General features: G+C 70.1%; 19 protein-coding genes. 10 read left to right on the forward strand and 9 right to left on the reverse strand.

All coding sequences use genetic code 11. From position 1 onward, the window contains the following. Window positions 1–42 precede the first annotated feature (42 nt). Entirely contained in the window at window positions 43–465 is a 423-nt protein-coding gene (locus ACWCOV_RS17000) for a cupin domain-containing protein (protein WP_449830196.1), read from the forward strand. 68 nt (window positions 466–533) lie between these two features. Beyond that, complete coding sequence (locus tag ACWCOV_RS17005; RefSeq protein WP_449830197.1) at window positions 534–1250, forward strand: hypothetical protein; 717 nt, start codon at window positions 534–536, stop codon at window positions 1248–1250. A gap of 37 nt (window positions 1251–1287) precedes the next feature. Here the strand turns inward: ACWCOV_RS17005 and ACWCOV_RS17010 are convergent, their stop codons facing one another. From ACWCOV_RS17010 to ACWCOV_RS17020, 3 genes are read right to left on the reverse strand one after another with little or no spacing between them, the layout of a single operon-like run. Next, complete coding sequence (locus ACWCOV_RS17010; protein ID WP_449830198.1) at window positions 1288–2217, reverse strand: hypothetical protein; 930 nt, start codon at window positions 2215–2217, stop codon at window positions 1288–1290. Then, window positions 2214–2690 carry a hypothetical protein gene (locus ACWCOV_RS17015; RefSeq protein ID WP_449830199.1) on the reverse strand — a complete coding sequence of 159 codons (477 nt, stop codon included), beginning with the start codon at window positions 2688–2690 and terminating at the stop codon, window positions 2214–2216. Before ACWCOV_RS17015 ends, ACWCOV_RS17010 begins: the two co-directional genes overlap by 4 nt. A gap of 2 nt (window positions 2691–2692) precedes the next feature. Next, complete coding sequence (locus ACWCOV_RS17020) at window positions 2693–3889, reverse strand: macrolide family glycosyltransferase (RefSeq protein ID WP_449830200.1); 1197 nt, start codon at window positions 3887–3889, stop codon at window positions 2693–2695. A 116-nt stretch (window positions 3890–4005) separates the two neighbouring features. Between ACWCOV_RS17020 and ACWCOV_RS17025 the strand changes: the two genes are divergently transcribed. The 5 genes from ACWCOV_RS17025 to ACWCOV_RS17045 all read left to right on the forward strand — a co-directional run bounded on the left by ACWCOV_RS17025 (window position 4006) and on the right by ACWCOV_RS17045 (window position 10335). Then, window positions 4006–5823 (forward strand): ABC transporter ATP-binding protein, encoded by a 1818-nt coding sequence (locus ACWCOV_RS17025; RefSeq protein WP_449830201.1) that lies wholly within the window; start codon window positions 4006–4008, stop codon window positions 5821–5823. Then, complete coding sequence (locus ACWCOV_RS17030; RefSeq protein ID WP_449830202.1) at window positions 5816–7597, forward strand: ABC transporter ATP-binding protein; 1782 nt, start codon at window positions 5816–5818, stop codon at window positions 7595–7597. The genes ACWCOV_RS17025 and ACWCOV_RS17030 overlap by 8 nt, the downstream gene beginning before the upstream one ends. Before the next feature lie 191 nt (window positions 7598–7788). Further along, window positions 7789–8277, forward strand: coding sequence for a transglycosylase SLT domain-containing protein (locus tag ACWCOV_RS17035; protein WP_449830203.1), 489 nt, complete (start codon window positions 7789–7791; stop codon window positions 8275–8277). Then, the gene (locus ACWCOV_RS17040; protein ID WP_449830204.1) at window positions 8274–8876 is read left to right on the forward strand and encodes a methyltransferase domain-containing protein; all 603 of its coding nucleotides are present in this window, start codon (window positions 8274–8276) and stop codon (window positions 8874–8876) included. Before ACWCOV_RS17035 ends, ACWCOV_RS17040 begins: the two co-directional genes overlap by 4 nt. Window positions 8877–8886: 10 nt before the next feature. Continuing rightward, window positions 8887–10335, forward strand: a complete 1449-nt coding sequence (locus ACWCOV_RS17045) for a M81 family metallopeptidase (RefSeq protein WP_449830205.1) — start codon at window positions 8887–8889, stop codon at window positions 10333–10335. Here ACWCOV_RS17045 and ACWCOV_RS17050 read toward each other — a convergent pair. From ACWCOV_RS17050 to ACWCOV_RS17065, 4 genes are all read right to left on the reverse strand, one after another. Next, window positions 10332–10676 carry a hypothetical protein gene (locus tag ACWCOV_RS17050; RefSeq protein ID WP_449830206.1) on the reverse strand — a complete coding sequence of 115 codons (345 nt, stop codon included), beginning with the start codon at window positions 10674–10676 and terminating at the stop codon, window positions 10332–10334. The genes ACWCOV_RS17045 and ACWCOV_RS17050 overlap by 4 nt on opposite strands. A gap of 156 nt (window positions 10677–10832) precedes the next feature. Next, complete coding sequence (locus ACWCOV_RS17055; RefSeq protein ID WP_449830207.1) at window positions 10833–11396, reverse strand: GerMN domain-containing protein; 564 nt, start codon at window positions 11394–11396, stop codon at window positions 10833–10835. After that, window positions 11393–12757 (reverse strand): ATP-binding protein, encoded by a 1365-nt coding sequence (locus ACWCOV_RS17060; protein WP_449830208.1) that lies wholly within the window; start codon window positions 12755–12757, stop codon window positions 11393–11395. Before ACWCOV_RS17060 ends, ACWCOV_RS17055 begins: the two co-directional genes overlap by 4 nt. A 13-nt stretch (window positions 12758–12770) precedes the next feature. Further along, entirely contained in the window at window positions 12771–13472 is a 702-nt protein-coding gene (locus ACWCOV_RS17065; RefSeq protein ID WP_449830209.1) for a response regulator, read from the reverse strand. A 194-nt stretch (window positions 13473–13666) separates the two neighbouring features. Between ACWCOV_RS17065 and ACWCOV_RS17070 the strand changes: the two genes are divergently transcribed. Both ACWCOV_RS17070 and ACWCOV_RS17075 read left to right on the forward strand, forming a co-directional pair. Continuing rightward, complete coding sequence (locus ACWCOV_RS17070; protein WP_449830210.1) at window positions 13667–13978, forward strand: STAS domain-containing protein; 312 nt, start codon at window positions 13667–13669, stop codon at window positions 13976–13978. 13 nt (window positions 13979–13991) lie between these two features. After that, the gene (locus ACWCOV_RS17075) at window positions 13992–14396 is read left to right on the forward strand and encodes a hypothetical protein (RefSeq protein WP_449830211.1); all 405 of its coding nucleotides are present in this window, start codon (window positions 13992–13994) and stop codon (window positions 14394–14396) included. A gap of 10 nt (window positions 14397–14406) precedes the next feature. Here the strand turns inward: ACWCOV_RS17075 and ACWCOV_RS17080 are convergent, their stop codons facing one another. Next, on the reverse strand, window positions 14407–14577 hold the full coding sequence (locus tag ACWCOV_RS17080) for a hypothetical protein (protein ID WP_449830212.1): 171 nt from the start codon (window positions 14575–14577) through the stop codon (window positions 14407–14409). A 242-nt stretch (window positions 14578–14819) separates the two neighbouring features. Then, entirely contained in the window at window positions 14820–15734 is a 915-nt protein-coding gene (gene sigJ, locus ACWCOV_RS17085) for an RNA polymerase sigma factor SigJ (RefSeq protein WP_449830213.1), read from the reverse strand. A 107-nt stretch (window positions 15735–15841) separates the two neighbouring features. On the opposite strand from sigJ, the gene ACWCOV_RS17090 reads away from it, so the two are divergent. Further along, window positions 15842–16279, forward strand: coding sequence for a YybH family protein (locus tag ACWCOV_RS17090; protein ID WP_449830214.1), 438 nt, complete (start codon window positions 15842–15844; stop codon window positions 16277–16279). The last annotated feature ends 6 nt before the right edge of the window (window positions 16280–16285 follow it).

Consider the following 16285-nt stretch of genomic DNA (forward strand, 5'->3'; position numbering starts at 1 on the left):
TCATAGCTGGGGTACGGATACCCGATCGTCCTGGAGGTAGCGGTGACCGCTGAGCAGACACCCCGATCGAACGCCTGGCAGACGGCGCTGACCGTGCTGCAGGAGGCCGAACCGCCGTTCATCCCGGCCGGAGCGCACGCGATGACCGTGGTCGTCGAGTACCCGCCGGGTGACCCGGGTGCGCCGCCGCACCGGCACCCCGGCGGACCGGCGTTCGGGTACGTCCTCGAGGGCGAGATGCGGTTCGAGCTGGAGGGTGAACCGGAGCGGATCGTGCGCGCCGGGGAGACGTTCTGGGAGCCCGGCGGTGACGTCATCCACTACCAGGACGGCAATGCGCGCGACGACGTACCCGTCCGCTTCCTGGTGACCATGCTGTGCGACCCGAACCAGCCGATGCTGGTGCTGGTGGACGAGGACGAGCTGGGCGCCCGCCAGGACCGCCGCGCTCCACGGCCGTCGTAGCGACCTGAGTCACAACCGTGGGGTCGTACCTGTCATAGCTGCAGGCACCGAGAGAACGGAGACCGCAGGTGGTCGACCCTGGGTACGGCGGGGAAGCTGCCGCGTCGCTGGCGGAGATGCTGGACGAACGCCGGCACCTGCTCGAGATCGCGTTGTGGATCTTCGGCTCGGCCGCGACGGCAGACTGGATCGTGCAGGAGACCTACCGGCGCTGGTACGACCTCGACGACGAGCAGCGGGTCGCGATCGCCGTGCCGCGGGCCTGGCTGACCAGAGTGGCCGGCGGGATCTCGCTCGAGCTGCTGGCGGCGGCGGCCACGGTCCCGGCGACCACGGCACCTCTGCGGCTCGCGGTTCCGGGCCTGCCGCCGCCCAGCCCGATGCCGATGGTGCAGCAGCGGGACGGGCAATGGATGCTCGACCGGCACACGGCCGTCGTACGGCGGTTCGCGGCGGGCTGCGAGTCAGGTGACTCGGCCGCTCTGGAGGCTGTCCTTGCCACTGACGCCGTGGTCGTGAGCGACGGCGGCGGCAAGGTACGGGCCACGATCCGGCCAGTCCATGGTGCACGCGCAGCCGCTCGGTTCGTCGCGGCGCTCCTGAGCGGTCTGCGCGCCGCGGACCTGGCCGTCGAGCCGGTCAACGGCCGTGCGGGCGTCGTACTGCGGAGCGACGGGCAAGCCGTGGCTGTGATCAGTCTGAGCGTCGCCGGGTCCGAGGCGACCGCGGTGTGGGTCGTGCTGAACCCGGACAAGCTGCGGAGCTGGCACCGAGGCCACCAATGAGTGACCGGGCTGCTGTCCACGGACACCGACTACGACGTCAGCCTGGTGCCTTGGCTCTGTTTGCGCAGTAGTCGCGGATGAGCTCGATCGCTGTGTCGGCCGTGCGCTCGAGGTGAGTGCGGCCATCGGGCAGCAGTGCTGTCGGACTGATGTAGCTGCGCGGCCCGACATGCGTCGCCGGGTCGAGCCGATGCACGGTGACCTTCCCGTCCCGGATCGCCCGGCTCCATGCGCTACGGCGGTACACCCGCCAGCGCTGCGGGAAGATCCACGTGCCGACCCGCTCGATGCGGTCGCTCGCACTGGTGAGCTGATGCAGGTGCTCGGCATGCGTGAGGTCGTTGGCACCGCTGTGGAAGCCACCCAGCATGATGAGTAGCAGTGGGGCGCGTAGCTGGGAGTGCAGCTCTTGCACCGCGCCGGTGGCGACCTGTGCGCCGCCGCTGTAGCTGAGCAGCACCACCGGAATGCCGCTGTCCGGCTGATAGCCCGCCAGCTGGAGCTGGGTGACGATCTGGTTGCCAACGGCTCGGTTGTAGATCGGCCGATACCTGTGGTCGGCGGCGACGAAGGTCTGCATGACGTTGTGCAGGAACAGCAGCAGCCCGGCGCGCCGCCTCAGCCAGGCCCACACAGGCCGTTGAGCAAGTGGGGCCGCCAGAGGCGAGTACGGCTGCACCTGTCCCAACACCCGCAGCTCGGGTGCGCCCGCGATCAGCGCCTGGACCAGCTTGCCGCCGTCACGTGTGTCGCGGAACTGCCGCTTCCCGATCCCGTCGAGGTAGACCAGGTAGGCGTCCGGCGGGCGATCAGCGGCCGCACCCCGGGCATACGGGAGGTCGTCCGGGAGCTCGGTGATCAGACCGCGCCAGCCGACGCTGTACGCCAGCACCTCGTAGCGTGCCAGCAGCCCTTCGACGATGAGGGTCAGGCCGAGCAGGCCGCCCCAGAGCAGGAAGCTGTTCATGCGACCGGCTCCGGGATGCGGATCGCGATCAGTGCCGCGACCAGACGCCGTACGAGGTCCACAGCGAGCGCGAGCCCGAAGCCTGCGGCCGCGACGCACAGGGCGCTGGTTCCCCAGCTGAGTCCGGAGGCGTCTGCGAGGTGGCCGGTCAGGCCGGTGCCGACTCCGATCAGGAGCAGGAGGTGGAGCGCCGGCCCGAGCATGGGGAAGGCGAGGATGGCGGCGAGGACCAGCGGAGCGACCAGGCCGGCGGTCCACGCCAACTCGACAGCACCTTCGGTCGCCAGCTCTGCGAGAGCCGCGGCGGTCACTGGCCAGAGCGCGATCACCGTGGCTTCGACGAGAGCACCGGTGAGCAGCAACCCGATGACATGTGGATGCGACATGGAAGGACGGCGAGCTACCAGCGGCAGCACGCGGCCTGCGGCCTCAGACAGCCCGGCCACCAGGATCAGTACGACGACAGCCGACATCGTCAGCCTCGCCGCGACGTGGCCGGCTCGGCGGCCTGCAGGTAGTGCTCCAACTCGTCCGCGGCCCGCTGGTAGCCACCGGCCTCGCGTTGTGCGTTCTGCAGGACGCCTGCAGCCGTGGTGAAGCTGGAGTCGTCGAGCAGGTGCCGGGCGAGGTCCCGCACTGTGCCTTCGGCGACGTCCTGGCTGCGGAGGGACAGACCGGCTCCGAGCTGTTCGACGCGGGCGGCGACCAACGGCTGGTCTGCGCCCTGTGGGACGACCAGCATGGGGACACCGGCGTACATCGCCTCGTTGACGCTGTTCATACCGCCGTGCGTGACGAAGAGCGCTGCTCGGGCCAGTACGTCTGGTTGCGGCACCGATCGCCGTACGAGCACGTTGGACGGCAACGGCTCCAGCGCGGCCGGATCGGTCTGACCGGTCGCGACGACCACGGTGCCGCCCAGCGGGGCCAGTGCGATGGCGAAGGACCGCAGCAGCTGTGGGTTGGCCTTGAAAACGGTCCCCAGCGAGGCGTAGAGCACTGGGTCCCGCAGCTCGTGAGTGGGGAAGGACGGATCGGTCGGACGAGCGCCGATACTCGGGCCGACGAACCGGAAGGTGTGGTCGAACTCCTCGAACCCGGGCTGAAACGCCTGCGAGGTGTAGACCAGGTCGAGCGGCTGCTGGATGTTGCCCAGGTCGAGCAACGGCACCCCGTGCAGGTCGTACTTGCGGCGTAGCCTCCAGCGCGCCCGCACGTAGCCGGTCAGGTTGCTGAGCCGAGCCTCGGACAACAACTCCCACGACGCGCGGGTGGGACTGGGCACCTGCCGGTTGAAGGCGAAGGTGGTGAACGACGATGCCGCCGGTACGCCGAGCTCGCGAGCCGCGATCGCGCCCCACGGACAGGCCGAGTCGTGGACGATCAGGTCGGGCTGGATGCCACGGAGGTCGGTCAGGACGGTCGGCAGCACGTGTACGGCGGTGTGCGCGAGGCCCTCCAGCAGCGCGATCGGCGTGGGCGGGTCGGGAAGTGGCTGGTCGCCGCCGGGGTAGAGGCACACCTTCGCGCCGGCGGCCTCGATCTCCGCGGCGAACGCGGGTGAGGTGTGGTAGCTGACCGAGTGGCCGCGCCGGACGAGCTCGGCGACGATCGGCAGCGTCGGGTTGACCCGCCCGTGCATGGCGATGTTGAGGAACGCGATTGTGCTCACTTGACCACCTCTCAGCTGTGCCCTCACAAGGAGGACCGGCCAGCCCCGGATTCTGTGACGGGCGGCCGGTGGAAACTCGAATGCTTTTGTCGGTGGGGGTCTATACGGTCGGTTGAATGGTGACTCTGCTTCGGTACGCGCTGCGGGTTGCACCTGGAAGTACCGCGTTGACGATGGGCCTTGCCGTGCTGGGTTCGGTGCTGGGGATGGCGGTCACGCTGCTGACCGGTCAGGTCGTCGGGGCGGTGCCGGGTGTGATCGACGGTGCCCCGGAGCAGCGGCCGCTCGGCGGGTTCGGCTGGCTGCTCGCGGCGCTGCTGGCTGTGTTCGTCGTGGACAGCCTGACGCCGTCGATCCACCAGGTGGCGTCGCAGACCATGGACGCGGCGCTGGTGCGCGCGATCGGCACCGGCATCACCGAGCCGTTGCTGCGCCCGGGCAAGGTCACGCATCTCGAGGACACCGAGGTGCTCGACCTGCAGGAGCGCGCGAAGGGCAAGGGCGGCTTCCACCTCGCCCAGGGTCTGGGGAACCTGCCCTGGCTGCTCGCCAGCCGGGTCACGTTGATCGGTTCGGGCGTCATCGTCGGAGTGATGTTCTCCTGGCTCGTCGCCGCGATGCTGGTCGTGGTGGCGTTGCTGCTGGAGTGGCACTTCGGCCGCCTGATCGCGGGCGAGATCGACACGTGGTGGGGCAACACCGAAGAACAGCGGCGCGCCGAGTACCTGTTCAACCTGGGCATGCGCGACGCGCCGAAGGAGCTGCGCGTGTTCGGGCTGCACGGCTGGCTCGTCGACCGGTACGTGCGGGAGTGGACGCTGGGCTTCCAGGCGGTGTGGGCGCGGCGCGGGCGAAACGTGCGGTGGTCGATCCTGGCCGGCGCGGTGAACCTGGTCGTGACCGGGGCCGCGATCATCCTGGTCGGCCGCGCCGCCCAGGCCGGCGACCTGCCGCTGACCGAGGTCGCGACGACGATCCCGGCCGTCCTGTCGATCAGCGTGGCGGCGAACGGGTACGGCGTCGTCCAGGTGAAGCGGGGGTTGTCGGCGTACCGGGCGATGGCGAAGCTGCCCGAGACGATCGCCGAGCGGCACCCCGAGCCGGCCGCGGCCACCCGGCACCGGGTCGAGACGATGCCGGCCCGCGAGGTGCGGTTCGAGAACGTGAGCTTCCGGTATCCCGGCTCCGACATCGACGTGCTCCGCGGCCTCGACCTGACCATCCGCGCGCACGAGGCGCTCGCGCTGGTCGGTGTCAACGGGGCCGGCAAGTCCACGCTGGTGAAGCTGCTCGGTGGGGTCTACCAGCCGACCGAGGGCCGGATCACCGTCGACGGGGTGGATCTCGCCGAGCTCGACCTGGCCGCCTGGCAGCGGCGGATCGCCGCGATCGTTCAGGACTTCCTGCGCTTCCCGCTGTCGGTGACCGACAACGTCGTGTTCGGCGCGGTCGAGCGCGCCGACGACGAGGTCACGCTGGCCAAGGTCGCGCGGGAAGCCGGGATCGACGAGGTGATCCGCGGCCTGTCCGACGGCTGGGACACCGTGCTCGACAAGTCTTTCGACGGTGGAGTCGACCTGTCCGGCGGCGAGTGGCAACGCATCGCGCTGGCCCGGGCGCTGTTCGCCGTACACGCCGGGGCCGGCGTGCTGGTGCTCGACGAGCCGGCGGCCGCGCTGGACGTGCGGGCCGAGGCCGAGTTGGTGGAGCGCTACCTCGAGCTGACCTCGGGTGTGGCGTCGCTGATCATCTCGCACCGGTTCTCGGTGGTCCGCAACGCCGACCGGATCTGTGTGCTCGCCGACGGGCAGATCGTGGAGGACGGCACGCATGACGAGCTCCTGGTGCAGGACGGGATGTACGCCGGGATGTTCCGGCTGCAAGCCGAGCGGTACGTGACGTTGCCGGACGCTCCGGAGGCCCTGGATGCGTAGCCTGCGGATCGCCTGGCTGTGGTTCTCGACGTCGTTCAAGGCCGCGCCGTGGCTGATGGCGATCTCGACCGTGCTCGTCGCCGCGCGGGCGATCGCCGCACCGACCCAGACGTACGGCGTCAGCCGCCTGGTCGAGGGGATCGCAGCGGACGACTCGGACACGATCGCGCTGGGCGTCGGCATCATCGTCGGCGGCCTGGCGATCTCGTTCGTCGCCGACGTGATCGGCTGGCCGCTGCAGGACACCGCGCAGGAACGGATGGCCGGCCGCGTGCACCGCGACCTGCTGGACGTGACGACCGGGATCCCGGGGCTGACCCATCACGAGCGGCCTGACATCGCGGACCGGCTGGAGCTGGTGCGCGAACGCGCTTGGCGAATGGGCGTCGGGGCCGAGGTCTTGCTGTGGGCGTTCGCGACCGTGGCGAACACGGTGACCGTGCTCGGGTTGCTCGGGTCGGTGCATCCGCTGCTGTTGTTGCTGCCGTTGCTGGGTGCGGCTCGGATCTGGTCGGCGTACGTGAGCAGCACGCGGTGGCACAAGGCCTATGAGGACTCACTGCCGCAGGAGCGGCTGGTCGACCGGCTGATCGAGGTGGCGAAGGATCCACGCAGTGGGCTCGAGGTGCGGGTCTTCGGGCTCGGGCGGGTGCTGCTGGACAGGATCTACGCGTTGCAGACCGAGCGGTTCCGGCGCCGGGTCGCGGCGGCGCGCTGGGGCGGCAAGGTCGACGGGTCGGTGCGGCTCGTGTTCGGCCTCGCGTACGCCGTGGCCGTGGTCTGGGTGGTCGCGCGGGCGCGCAACGGGCAGCAGACGGCCGGTGACGTGGTGCTCGTGCTGCTGCTGGCGCCACAGGTGGATCAGATGACCGGTGGTATCGCGCGGAACGTCTACTGGGTCGGCGAGGTCGTGCGGAGCTTCAGCCGGTACGACTGGTTGCGTGGGTACGCGAAGGACAACTCGTGGCGGGCGAGCACCACTCCAGCACCGGCCCGGCTCAGTTCCGGAATCGAGCTGCGGAACGTCGGATTCGCCTACCCGGGCACGGATTCCGCCGTACTCAGCGAGGTGGACCTGGTGCTGCCGGCGGGCTCGGCGGTCGCGCTGGTGGGGGAGAACGGCGCCGGCAAGACCACTCTGGTGAAGCTGCTCGCGCGGATGTACGACCCGACGAGCGGGCGGATTTTGGTCGACGGCGTGGACTTGGCGGACATCGAACCGGACTCCTGGCGGTCCCAGCTGTCGGCCGGTTTCCAGGACTTCGTGAAGTTCGAGTGGACCGCACGCGAGGTCGTGGCGGTCGGCGACGTACGGCGGGAGGCCGACGAGGAGGCCGTGCTCGCGGCGATCGCGCGGGGTGACGCGCAGAGCGTGGTCGCCGGGCTGCCGCGCGGGCTGGACACGCAGCTGGGCAAGAAGTTCACCGACGGCGTCGAGCTGTCCGGTGGCCAGTGGCAGCGGCTCGCGCTGGCGCGGGCGTTCATGCGGGAACGGCCGTTGCTGCTGCTCCTCGACGAGCCGACGGCGGCGCTGGATCCGGAGGCCGAGCACCGGTTGTACGAGCAGTACGCCGCAGCCGCCAAGGTTGCCGCGGCCGAGACCGGTGGGGTCACGGTCCTGGTGTCGCACCGGTTCTCGACCGTGCGGATGGCCGACCTGATCGTGGTGATGCACGACGGGCGGGTCGAAGAGGTGGGCAGCCACGAGGCGCTGCTCGCGGCGGGCGGCCGTTATGCGGAGCTCTTCGAGTTGCAGGCTCGGGCTTACCGCTGATGCTCTAGGTTGGGTTCGTGGCGAAGCAGTGGGTCTGGATCGCGGTCGGTGCCGTCGCCGTGGGAGCGGTAGCTGCCCAGTGCAGCGACACCCCGGAGGCCACGCAGGCTCCTCAGCCTTCGGCCAGTAGTCCGGCACCGTCGGCTCCGGCTCCGGCTCCGGCCAAGAGTTCGACTCCCAAGCCGTGGTACGTGGACTACGATCCGGCGCAGTTCGCCGTACAGGTCCGGAAGTACGCCACGCAGGCGGGGATCCGGCCGCAGTTGCTGATGGCAATCTTGTACAACGAGTCGTACAAGCCGCACGATCCGGAGCTGGAACGGTCGTGGGCGCAGATCGACTCCGACCCGGCCTTCGGCATCGCGAACATGCATCGGCCGGCGTTCGACGACACCAAGCGCGGCCGTGCGTTCGCCCAGCGGAAGTGGGAGGAGTTGCCCGACGACCCGGCGCTCGCCATCCAGGCCGCGGCCTGGCACCTGCACGACCTGGCCAAGCGCCTGCCGTCGAAGCTGACCGGTCAGTTGACCAAGGACGAGTTGCTTGCCTTGGGCTACAACGCCGGCGGCGGCAACATGCGGAAGTTCGCTCGGGGTGTGCAGCCCGGCCCGCAGGCGCAGTCCTACCTCGACCGGCTGCGCTCCAACTGGGACAAGTCCGGAGAGGCAGTCGGGACATGAACCAGCACATGCATGTCGAGAACGCGCGGCTCTACGAGATCTCCGCGGCGATCGGGTTCGCCGGTCAGCGCCGGCGGGTGTACGACGGTCTGGTTCGGCTGAGCGACGTACGTCCGGGGGACCGGGTGCTCGACGTCGGATGCGGCACCGGGTACCTGAGCGGCCGAGTCGCGCGGGCGATCGGACCGGATGGCCGGGTCGAGGGGATCGATCCGTCGGGGTCGGTTGTTGCCTACGCCACCGAGCGTGCGGCGCCGAACGCGACGTTCCGGGTGGCGGGGGCGGAGCAACTCCCGTACGACGACGCGTCGTTCGATGCCGTCGTGTCGTGCCTGGCCGTGCACCACATCGGGGCAACCGATCGCGGTCAGGCGTTCGCCGAGATGTACCGGGTGCTTCGGCCGGGTGGCCGGTTGGTGATCGCGGACTTCCGGCCGCCGACGGGCAGGCTGTCCCGGCTGGCGATCGGTGCGCTCACCGGTCATGCGGCGGAGCACGTGCCGCTGCTCGACCTCGCACTCGCCGCGGGCTTCGAGATCGTCGAGACGGGGCACCGGCGGCCGGTGCTGGCCTACGTTCGGGCGGTTCGGCCCCGATAGGGTCTGACGGGTGAAACCCTTGCGGATCGGAATTACCGGGATCGCGATCGAGTCGAGCACGTTCTCGCCACATCGCAGCACGCTGGACGACTTTCGGGTGACGCGCGGGGCCGAATTGCTGGCCCGCTACGCGTTTCTGGCGCCCGGGTCGGAGCTGACCGAGGGCGTCGAGTGGGTGCCGCTGCTGCACGCGGTCGCGGTGCCGGGCGGGCCGGTCACCGAGCACACGTACGAGGAACTCGCGGGAGAGATCTTCGAGCGCCTGCGTACGGCGGGGCCGTTGGACGGAGTGTTCATCGACTTCCACGGCGCGATGACCGTGCTCGGCCGGACCGACATCGAGGCCGAGTTCGTCACCGCGATCCGGGAGCTCGTCGGGCCGTCGACGTTGCTGTCGGCGTCGATGGATCTGCACGGGAACGTGTCGCGTTCGCTGGCGGAGCCGCTGGACCTGATCACCTGCTACCGCAAGGCGCCACACACGGATGCGTGGGACACCCGCGAGCGCGCGGCGCGCAATCTGGTGACCCGGCTAAGGTCCGGTGGACGTCCGCAGAAGGCGTGGGTGCAGGTGCCGGTGCTGCTGCCGGGAGAGAAGACGAGCACCCGGATCGACCCGGCCAAGCGGATCTACGCGATGGTCGACGACGTCGAGGCGATGGACGGCGTCCTGGATGCGGCGATCTGGGTCGGGTACGCGTGGGCGGACGAGCCGCGCTGCCAGGCCGCGGTCGTGGTGACCGGCGACGACGCCGAAGTCATCACCCAGCAGGCGAAGCGGCTTGCCGACGCCTACTGGGATGCGCACGACGAGTTCGAGTTCGTCGCGCCGACCGGCACCTTGGAGGAATGTGTCGAGCGCGCGGTGGCGAGCACCTCGCGGCCGTTCTTCATCAGCGACTCCGGCGACAACCCGACGGCCGGCGGCGCCGGTGACACGTCGTGGACCCTCGATGCGCTGCTCCGCACACCCGCCATCACCTCGTCGGACCTGACCACCATCTACGCCGCGATCGTCGACCCCGAAGTCACCGCCGCCGCGACCCAGGCCGGCGTCGGCGCCACGATCGACGTACGCCTCGGCGGCAAGATCGACTCCGGCCCCTGCGGCCCGGTCCGGCTGACCGCGCGGGTCAGCGCCCTCGACCCCATCAACGCAGCCGTGGCCCTCACCACCGGCGGCCTGCACATCATCGTGACCGCCCGCCGCAAGCCCTACCACCTCGAATCCGACTTCACCGCCCTCAACCTGTCCCCGCGCGAGGCCGACCTGGTCATCGTCAAGATCGGCTACCTCGAACCCGAGCTCTACACCATGTCCGCTGACTGGCTCCTGGCCCTGACCCCCGGCGGCGTGAACCAGGACCTCCTGTCCTTGGGCCACCACGCCATCGACCGCCCGATGTACCCCTTCGACCCGGACATGGAGCCGCCGACGCTGAACCCCGTACTTCTCTAAGAGTTGAGGAGGAAGTCGGGAGGTTGGCCGGTGAGGGCTTCGGGGGAGGCCAGCCAGGTGGCGGTCTGTTGGGGGTGGCGGCGCTCTATCTCCGTGAGGAGGAGTTCTCGGGCACGGGCGGCGGTCGCGGCGTCGTCGGAGTGGGCGGCGCGGCGGAGCTCGTCGGCGGTGGCGCACCAGACGGCGTGGAGCTGGGCGTCGCTCCAGGTGGTGAGCTCGATGCCGATCACCTGGGCGACGGTGGTGGCGGGGGTGGCCGCGCGGCGGCGCCGGGCGAGCACCCAGGGCAGGGCGATCGCGGCGACGACGAGGAGCAGGACGACCCAGGCGACGGGCTTCATGTCTGCCGGGTCGTCTGGTGCGTGGGCGGCCGCTCGGTCACGATCCTCCTTCGAAAGGTGACGTACAGACCTGTGTAACGTTCATATGGGTCTGTACCCGCGGCGCCCCGGACGACGACACACGATCTCAAAGATCCCTCAGCGTCGTCGTCAAACTCACGGCACCCGCAACGCCTCGTAGTCGGCCGCGGTCAGGGGTTGCGTGGTGAGCGCGCCGTCCGCGAGCAGCGCCTCGACCGGTTCACCGGCCCGGGAGAACGTCACCTCGTCGACCGACTGCAGAGCGGTGACGGACAGGACGATCTGCCCGACTGCCAGGACGTTCTCGGTGGCGGAGCGGCCGTCGGTCTCGCCGGAGAGTTCGAGTACGACCCGGGTGCCCTGCACCGCCACGACCGCTAGCGAGAGCCCTGGCGGGAGTGCTGTGGTGATGCCGTCGGCCTGTTCGGGCGCGGTCGGGCCGTTCGTCAGTTCCTGGATCACCCCGTCGAGGAGACCGGCGCCGGACACCTCACGGGCAACGCTGATCAGCCGGTCGTTGCGAACGTAGATCACCTGCACCGCCGCCCGCGCGGCGGTCGCGAGGGACGTCGGTACGGCGGGAGTCTGCAAGCGCGACGGGATCGCCTGAGGCTCGATCGGCGCCGGCTCCTCCTGCAGTGGTACGCCGCAACCGACAAGCATCAGCAGCGCGGCGACCACCCCGGCGAGCCGTCTCACGTTGTTGCCTCCGGCAGCCGTACGACGAACTGCGCTCCACCCGTCGGCGACGCCGTACACCAAACTGCCCCGCCGTGGACGGCCGCGGTCTCCGCGGCCAAGGCAAGCCCGAGACCTGTCCCGAACGACGATCCGCGCTTGGTCGCGCCGGTGGCGAACCGCTCGAAGACTCGCTCCCGATCAAGCGGCGGAATGCCGGGCCCGGAGTCGTTCACGAGCACCAGCACGTCCGAACCGACCCGGCTGACCTCGACGGCGGTGAGCCCGTCGCCGTGCGTCTCGGCGTTCTCGAAGAGGTTGCGGAACATCCGGCCGAGCCGCGGCTTGTCGGCCAGTACGACGACATCCTCGGCGCCGGTCAGGATCGACGGATCCCGCCCGGCCTCGCCAAGTACCTGACGAAGCAGCGAGGTCAGCTCGAGTCGCGCACTCGGCCGGCGATCGAGTCCGCCGTCGGACCGCGCCAGCTCGAGCAGGTCGTCGAGCAACCGCCGGAAGCGCTGCAAGTCGGCGGTGACGAGGTCGAGCGCCCGCTGGGAACGCTCGGGCAGCTCGCCGCGCCGCGCGTTGAGCAGGTCGACGCTGCCGACCAGCGTCGTCAACGGCGACCGAAGCTCATGGCTGACGTCCGCGGCCAATCGGGCATCGCGGTTGATGCGCTGCTGCAGCGTGTCGACCATGCTGTTGAAGGAGCCGACGATCGTGGCGAGCTCTGGGTCCTCCGTCGCGGGCAGCCGGGTGTCGAGGTCACCACCCGCGATGGTCGCTGCCGCGACGGCGACCCGGTTCAGCGGCGTGACGACAGATCTGCTCGCCCAGAGGCCAAGAGCCGCTCCGGCCGCGGTCGCAAGCAGTGCGCCGCCGATGAGGATCCCGCTCAGCAACCGGAGGTTGTCGTCGAGCTCGGTCAGCGGCGCGATCTCGTAGAACTCGGCCTGCACCGCCGGCACCGGCACCCCGACCACCATCGCGGGCCCGTCCGCGGACCGGAACCGTTGACCGGTTGCCCGCCCGTCCGCGACCTGTTCCCGGACACCCGCCGGTACGGCGTCGCGGCCTTCGTCGAGCGCGGACGCGTACCACTGCCCTCGCCACTTCAAGATGATCGTGTTCCCGGCCGGCGTGCCCGCGGCGGTCAGTACGGCGGAGACGTCCGCGTCGGTGTTGCGGAGCCGGCGCTGCACGAACGCGGCGTCTTCGAAGGCCTGGTGCTGGACCACGCGCTCACGCTGGGCCAGCAGATACCCGCGGGCGAGCAGATAGGTGCTGACGGCAAACACCGCCGAGACCAGGAGGGCGACCAGGCTGAACGCGAGCACCAGCCGGTGCCGCAGTCCGGGAGTGTGCCCACCGAGCTTCATCGCCCACCGAGTTTCATCGCGGATCCAGCCGGTAGCCCATCCCGCGCACCGTCATCACGAGCTGCGGCCGGCCGGGGTCCCGCTCGATCTTGGTGCGCAGCCGCCGGATGTGCACGTCGACGATCCGCTCGTCGCCGTAGTACCCGTGCTCCCACACCGACGCGAGCAAGGCCGATCGGCTGAGCACCCGCCCCGGTGGCTTGGCGAGCTCGGCCAGCAGCCGGTACTCGGTCACAGTGAGGTTGACGTCCTGCCCGTCCAGCATCACCGTGCCGCGCGAGCTGGACAGCACCAGGCTCCGCTTGGGGTCGGAGTCGAGCACGATGTCCGGCTCCGCGGCCTCCGCGCTGGTCCGCAGCCGCCGGCGCAGGGCGCGCAGCCGGGCGGTGATCTCCTTGATCTGAAAGGGTTTGGTGACGTAGTCGTCCGCCCCGGCTTCCAGGCCGGCGACGATGTCGTGGGTGTCGGAGCGGGCGCTGACGACCACGATCGGGATGTCGCTGAGCCGCCGTACCTCGCGGATGCAGGTGTAGCCGTCGATCTCGCCGAGCATCAGGTCGACCATCATCAGGTCCGGCATCGCGGTGCGGACCTGCTCGAGGGCGGATGGGGTGTCGGCCGCCTCGGCGACCCGGTATCCCTCGTCCTCCAGGGCGAGCCGCAGCACCTCCCGGATTCGATCGTCGTCCTCCACCACCAAGACCTGCATCGGCATCGTCACATCCTGGCAATCGGGCCGCGCGTTGTGACGGCCTGGGGCGGCATGTCATCCGATCGTAAAGTTCGGCTCGTCCGCCGGACCGGCCCCGGACGGGTCGTCATCGGATCGTCAAGAAGGGGTACGGCGAATCTCAACGTCCAGCCCGGAGAGTGGTCTCAATGCCCGCATCGTCCTCGGGAGGGACCGCCATGAGCGACGCCGGCCACAGGCCGCTTCCGCAGAAGGCGATCGTGACGCTGTCCGACTCCGACCTCGACGGCGAGCTGTCCGCGCTGCGCTGGCGGTTGCACGGACTGGTCATGGACGGCGCCTGCCTGGTCGTCGTCGACGTGTCCGACCTCGGGCAGATCTCGTCGACGCTGCTGACCGCGTTGCTCGACACGCACCGGATGTGCCGTCGCCGCGGGGGTGGTGTGGTGATCCGGCACGCGAGCCGGCAGCTGACCGACGTACTGCGGCGGACCGGCCTCGACCGGGTCTTCGAGGTGGAGGCGGCATGACGGGCGAGCGGCGGTGAACCAGGCGGATCGCGAGCCGTACGTCGACGTGACGGTCGTCGAGTTCGCGTCGCACACGGCGTACCTGGACCCGCGCACCGGGACCGGCTACCTGGTCACGCCCGACCCCGAGCGGGACATCCCGGCGCCGGACGAACCGTTCGTCGGCGGTCTGTCGCTGCACACGGCCGACTGGCGACGGGCGCTCAGCCATCTCGAGGAAGAGGGCTGGGAGCTTCTGTACGACGACGAGGGCAAGGTGGAGCGAGCCGGCCTGACCGGTGACGGCCGGACTGTGGTCTGCCTGTTCGGACCGCCGGAGGGGAAGCAGCCGAGCCTGGAGACCCTCCGCCGCGCCCTGATCGCCCTCGACCTGGCGGCCGACGTCGACCCCACCACCCGGCACACCGACGACGACTGACGGCCGGCGATCACACCTGCTGAGGCTGAGGCGCTTCCTGGGAGCTCTGCGACCACATGGGTGAGCGGGCGCCGAACCAGGCGTCCAGTACGGCGTCGTCCTCGAGCGCACCGAACGGCGCCGGGCCGCGCTCCAGGATGCGGAGCAACGCGAGTAGTCGCTGCGTGGTCTCGCACGTCATCGCGCCCTCCGAGGCGGTAGTCGTAGCACTGTCGTAGAACGATCACGGCAGGGGCGACCGTCTCGGCGCTGCTGCTCGGAACACCGATGTCTACCCACCACATCGGACCAGGACCGACCTTCGTTACAAGCTGTCGGCCGGACACGCCGAGTAACCGGGCGGCGGCGTACCGGCGCGCCGTGGAGCTGGACGCCGGGTTCGCGGACCGGCTGAGGTACTCGGTTGACACCGTGGTCGCAGGACTAGCGGGTCCAGGGCCGCAGCTTCTCCGGGTTGCGGACGGCCCAGATGTGCTTGATCTGGTCGTCGGCGATGTCGAAGGCGATGACTGTGACGGTGACGCCGTCCTCCTGGGCGACCAGGCCCGGCTGGCCGTTGACCGTGCGCTCGAGCAGCGTGATGCCGGGCCTGCGGCCGGCCAGGTCGGCGAAGTAGCGGGCGATCTGCTCGCCGCCGGCGACCGGGTGGAGCTCCGCGCTGACCAGACCGCCACCGTCGCCGACCGCGACCGCGTCGGGGTCCAGCAGGGCGATCAGGGCCTGGATGTCCTGCGCCTGCCACGCCTCCTTGAAGTCGCGGACCACGCTGGCGCTCTGCGCGGTGGGAGTCGGCGGCGTCTGGGCCGTCGCGATCCGGCGCCGCGCCGAGGTGGCGAGCTGGCGGCAGGCCGCGGGGGAGCGGCCGACGATCTCGGCGACCTCCGGGAACGGGTACCGGAACACGTCGTGCAGGATGAACGCGACCCGCTCGGCCGGTGTCATCGACTCCAGGACGACGAGGAACGCCATGTTCACCGACTCGTCCAGGGTGACCCGGTCGGCGGGGTCGACGGAGACGCCGGCCGATCGCCACTCGGAGCCGTCCGGGAGCGGCTCCGGGATCCACTCGCCGACGTAGCGCTCCCGGCGGGCCCGGGCTGAGCCGAGCAGGTCCAGGCAGATCCGGCTGGCGACCGTGGTGAGCCAGCCGCCGGGCGACTCGATCGCCGCCTGCTCCTCGGCCGACATCGCATACCAGCGGGTGTAGGTCTCCTGGACCACGTCCTCCGCGTCGGCCAGCGACCCGAGCAGCCGGTAGGCGAGGTTGATCAGCTGGCGCCGCTCGCTCATGATCGCGCTCAGGCCGGGGTCTTCCGCGCCGGGCCCTGCTCCAGTCATGGTGCCCACGATTCCCTTCCTCGGATCCGCCGTACACCCCTACGACGAAACGCCGTACCCGAGTGTGAGGTCCTCACACTTTCCGGGGCTGTCTCGTCGGAGTGGTCATGAGCACCGAACAAGCAGTGGACGAGGTCGACATCCGGGAGCGGATCGACACTCTGGTCGAGGCTGTGCGGGCGAAGGACCTCGACGCGGTCAGCACGATGTTCGCGCCGAGCCTGGTGTCGTTCGACATCGAGCCGCCGCTGCGCCATCTGGGCGCGGGGGCGAAGTTGCAGAACTGGACCAAGGTCTTCACGGTCTACGCCGAGCTCGACTACGAGGTCCGCGACCTGACCGTCCTGGTGAACGGCGACCTCGCGGTGGCGTACGCCGTCAACCGCCTGAGCGGCACGCTGCAGACCGGCGACCGCACCGGCTACTGGGTCAGGTGGACGGCGTGCTTCCGCAAGCTCGACGGCGCCTGGCTGATCACGCACGACCAGATCTCCGTCCCGACCGACTTCGCCACCGGGCGGTCGGTCCTGGACCTCGAACCCTGAAAGTGA

This window comes from Kribbella sp. NPDC002412, assembly GCF_053592935.1.